This is a genomic window from Paenisporosarcina sp. P4_E4_2 (genome assembly GCF_056401595.1).
Genome location: NZ_JBFUJC010000248.1, coordinates 1 through 4,683, shown reverse-complemented (window position 1 = coordinate 4,683; position 4,683 = coordinate 1). Strand labels below are relative to the sequence as shown.

Here is a 4,683-nt window from a genome sequence, read left to right as displayed (position 1 = left end):
GATCGGTAAGGCTGGTACTCACGTATTATGWTAAAAACCCCAAAAGAAAGAGTCGATGTCCTTCTAGTGGAACGTGGACTTTGTGAAACAAGAGAAAAAGCAAAACGTGCAATTATGGCGGGAACCGTATATACGAATGAACTTCGTTTGGAAAAGCCAGGTGAAAAAATCGCAATGGATTCACCTTTGCAGGTAAAAGGTAATGAATTACGCTATGTCAGCAGAGGCGGCTTGAAGCTTGAAAAGGCATTGGAATTCTTTCAAGTGAATGTAAAAGACAAACTGATGCTCGATATTGGAGCTTCAACTGGTGGTTTCACGGATTGTGCCCTGCAAAACGGAGCGCGCCACTGTTATGCGCTGGATGTTGGCTATAATCAGCTTGCATGGAAAATCCGACAAGATGAACGGGTCACGGTTATGGAACGTACCAATTTCCGATATGTAACAGCTGCCGACCTTGCAGAAGGGATGCCTGAATTCGCGACAATCGATGTTTCATTTATATCATTGAAGCTAATTCTGCCTGTATTAAAAACTTTGCTTGTACCTGGCAGTGATGTCATTGCACTGGTAAAGCCTCAATTTGAAGCAGGAAAAGCAAATGTCGGAAAAAAAGGTGTCGTCCGCGATTCAAAAGTCCACATAAATGTGCTTGAAACAATCGCGAACTTTGCACAACAAACCGGTTTTACTCTAAAAAATGCTTCGTTTTCACCGATTACAGGTGGGGAAGGGAACATAGAATTCCTTTTCCATTTAATCGCGACGGAAGAAAATGAAACAACCTTTACAGAGGAACAGTTAAAAGAAATTGTGCGTGAAGCACATTCACAACTATCATGACACGGCCTACATTGTAGGTCGTGTTTTTCTTGTACGCAAGAGCCGTAAATGGTACGATATGAATAATTAAGCATATTTATTCATTTTAGGAGTGACCATTGATGAACAAGGGGCAACGACATATACGAATTCGGGATATAATAGCCAATCACGAAATTGAAACACAGGATGATTTAGTGGAAATCCTTAAAAATGCCGGATACAATGTGACGCAAGCAACTGTTTCCAGGGACATTAAAGAGTTACATTTAGTCAAAGTACCACTGCAGGATGGTCGATATAAATATAGCCTACCTGCGGATCAGCGTTTTAATCCAATGCAAAAACTGCATCGTGCATTAACTGATGCTTTCGTCAGCATCGATGGAGCAAGTCATTTTCTAGTAATGAAAACATTGCCAGGGAATGCACATGCCATTGGCTCATTGATTGACCATTTGGACTGGAAAGAAATCCTGGGTACAATTTGTGGCGATGACACGTGTTTGATTATTTGTAAAGATACCGATCAACGGGATATCATTCGGACAAGACTACTCGAAATGCTTTAAAAGAGGTGATGCATTGTGCTAAAAGAATTATCAATTAAAAACTTTGCCATTATTGAAGAAGTATCGGTGAGCTTTACTGATGGTTTGACGGTGCTGACTGGGGAAACAGGAGCGGGTAAATCCATCATTATTGATGCGGTACACCTGCTGGCAGGTGGAAGAGGTTCTCAGGAATTTATTCGCCACGGTGCTAAAAAAGCAGAGCTTGAAGGCTTGTTTTTTATACAAAATCCACAACATCCCGTATTTCATAAGCTTCAGGAAGTCGGAATCGAAGTAGACGATGATTCTGTTATTTTGAGAAGAGATATTAATGATCATGGGAAAAGTGTCTGTCGAGTAAATGGGAAATTGGTGACTATAGCCATTTTAAGAGAAATTGGTGGCTCGTTGATTGATATTCATGGACAACACGAAAGTCAAGAATTAATGGACGAGCGTTTCCATATTTCCTTGCTCGATCAATTTGCGGGAAGTAAACTTCACCGAGCGAAAGAAAGTTATAACGGTCTTTACCAGACGTACATAAAGTTAAAAAAAGAATTGGCTTCTGTCAGTGACAATGAACAACAAATTGCACAGAGGATCGATTTATATCAATATCAAATTAATGAAATTGATGCGATGCAATTAATTGAAAATGAAGATGAAGATCTTCAACTCGAACGCAAGAAATTTCAAAACTTCCATAAGACATTCGAACGTATCTCTGCGGCATATGAAGCCTTAAACGGCGAGTCTAAAGGCTTGGACTGGATTGGAAATGCCATGAGCGAACTTGAAGATATTGCTTCTTTTGACGAGACGTACAAAGAGCAGGCTGAGCTTGTTTCGAATTCTTTCTATTCCCTACAGGAAATGTCCTACCAACTAAAGAATGTGATGGATGAATCGGAATTTGATGAAGAACGATTAAATGTCATTGAAGAAAGATTAGCAGCCATTCAGTCATTAAAAAGAAAATATGGGAATTCAATTGAAGAAATACTTTTATATAGACAAAAAATTGGCGATGAACTGGATGGTCTCGTGAATCGCGATGAAAGAATTCAACAACGTCAAAAAGCACTGGATCGAGTGGAAAAAGACTTGGAAGTAGAATCGAAAGAACTAACGTTAATTAGGAAAAAAGCAGCGAAAAAGCTGAGCGAAGCAATTGTGATTCAACTTCGTGAATTATTTATGGAAAAGGCTACTTTTGAAGTGATTTTTAAAACACTGAACATGTTTGATAAAAACGGAAAAGATGATGTATCTTTTTATATGTCAACCAATGTTGGTGAACCTGCCAAACCGATTTCCAAAATTGCTTCGGGCGGGGAATTGTCTAGAATGATGCTTGCCCTAAAAGGAATTTTTTCAAAACATCAAGGCATTACATCCATTATTTTTGATGAAGTGGATACAGGTGTTAGTGGACGAGTTGCTCAGGCGATTGCCGAAAAAATTGCCAACATTTCTCGTTCTTCACAAGTGTTGTGTATTACACATTTGCCACAAGTAGCTGCAATGGCCGATCAGCAATTATTGATTGAAAAACAAGTGATGGGCGAACGGACAATGACGAAGTTAACGGAAGTTACTGGAAAAGATCGTGTCCAGGAGTTAAGCCGTATGATGTCCGGTGCAGAAATTACATCATTGACTTTAGACCATGCAACAGAATTATTGTCGATTGCCGAGCAACGAAAAAAAATATCATATGTATAGAATCATGAAGCACTGCTGCTACAGCATGTGCTTTTTTTTTTCGAAAATTTACCGTTCATAACAATGCTGTTCAGACACATAGTAAGAACATCCCGTTAAATGGAGGTGAAATATGCGATGTGTTGCGAATAAAAGGATTGTTACCATGTTTTTGGGATTTTTGATTCTCTTCCCGGCTCATTCATGGGCTGAGAAAAATGACAATGCTTTAATCCCGCTTGGACAGTCTATAGGTGTGCAATTGAAGTTAGAAAAACCTACATTTGTTCATGATGTACTGATTAATGACAAGTGGTGGTTTAAAAGTGGAGACCAAATAGTCTCATTTAATGAAAATTCCATCGGCTCAATTGACGATTGGAAAAAAATGAGTAAAAATGCGAATGAAGCACAAGTATCCATTGAAATTCTTCGTGAAAATAAAAGAAAATCTGTATTAGTATCAACAGATCAGTTAGAAAGTATGCTTCCTTTCATTCGCGATCACACTGAAGGGATTGGTACCATCACATACGTTGACCCAAAAACCCAAGAATATGGTGCATTGGGACATCAAATAGTGGATCAGCAAATTTCTGAAACACCACCATTTTTAGGTGGATCAATTTTTTTATCAGATATAGCCCGCATACACAAAAGCACTCCTGGTAATCCAGGGTACAAAATCGCCAAACAGGCATCTGTTCATGTTCAAGCAGGAGACGTGAAAGAAAATACCGTTTATGGTGTTTTTGGGGAATTGCTTGAATCGGACTTGCAAACTGGAGATGCAATTCCAACGCTAACAGCGAAACATATCAAGAAAGGATATGCTGAGCTATTAACGGCAATTGATGGTAATGACGTTAATGCTTATGATATCGAAATCATCAAAGTGGAAGAAACAACTTTCCAGTTTATCGTCACTGATAAAGAATTGATTAGAAAGACTGGCGGCATTTTGCAAGGAATGAGCGGATCTCCGATTATTCAAGATGGAAAATTTGCTGGAGCCATTACACATATGGTGGTGGACAATCCTGTAAAAGGAGCAGCCATCCCAATACAAGAAATGATGAAAAAACATCCATGAAAAAATTTTTTACCACACTGTAAAAAGTGTGGTATTTTTTTGCGTATTTGTTATGATGTATATAACGATTATTCGACATTTTGTTAGAAAAACTTGACAATAGACGAAAAATGTCTAAATCATCAGACTATGTGCTCCTTTTTCAAATCTTAAAAGGATTTACTAACAATATGTCGAATTAACTTTGCAGTGTGAAATTGGGAGAATGTGCCGTAAAAACAAACATCCATGTTCGCGAGACGTTTAAGGGGGAAATACTAATGGAAAAAATTAAAGTAGCAATCGCAGATGATAACAAAGAATTAGTAAAAACACTAGAATCTTATTTATCAAGTCATCCTCAAATTGAAGTAATTACAACAGCTCCAAATGGAAAAGTCATTCTTACCATGATGGAGAATGACTTACCAGATGTATTGTTGCTAGATATTATCATGCCTCACTTGGATGGATTGGCTGTACTGGAAATGATGCAGGCAAACGAAAATTTTGCTAAAGTACAAG

General features: G+C 38.3%; 5 protein-coding genes. All 5 read left to right on the top strand.

Translation table 11 applies throughout. The features are described from left to right. Nucleotides 1-27: 27 nt before the first annotated feature. Nucleotides 28-846: a TlyA family RNA methyltransferase gene (locus AC1DSB_RS14660; protein ID WP_477586973.1), complete on the top strand. Its 819-nt coding sequence runs from the start codon at nt 28-30 to the stop codon at nt 844-846. A gap of 101 nt (nt 847-947) precedes the next feature. Then, a complete protein-coding gene (gene ahrC / locus AC1DSB_RS14655) occupies nt 948-1,397 on the top strand; it encodes a transcriptional regulator AhrC/ArgR (protein ID WP_016426978.1) in 450 nt (149 codons plus the stop codon). A 15-nt stretch (nt 1,398-1,412) separates the two neighbouring features. After that, on the top strand, nt 1,413-3,107 hold the full coding sequence (recN, locus tag AC1DSB_RS14650; protein WP_477531824.1) for a DNA repair protein RecN: 1,695 nt from the start codon (nt 1,413-1,415) through the stop codon (nt 3,105-3,107). Between the two features lie 112 nt (nt 3,108-3,219). Continuing rightward, the gene (locus tag AC1DSB_RS14645; RefSeq protein WP_477531823.1) at nt 3,220-4,179 is read left to right on the top strand and encodes a SpoIVB peptidase S55 domain-containing protein; all 960 of its coding nucleotides are present in this window, start codon (nt 3,220-3,222) and stop codon (nt 4,177-4,179) included. 260 nt (nt 4,180-4,439) lie between these two features. Beyond that, nucleotides 4,440-4,683 (top strand): response regulator (locus AC1DSB_RS14640; RefSeq protein ID WP_477586972.1); only part of this gene is annotated, 244 nt, incomplete at its 3' end.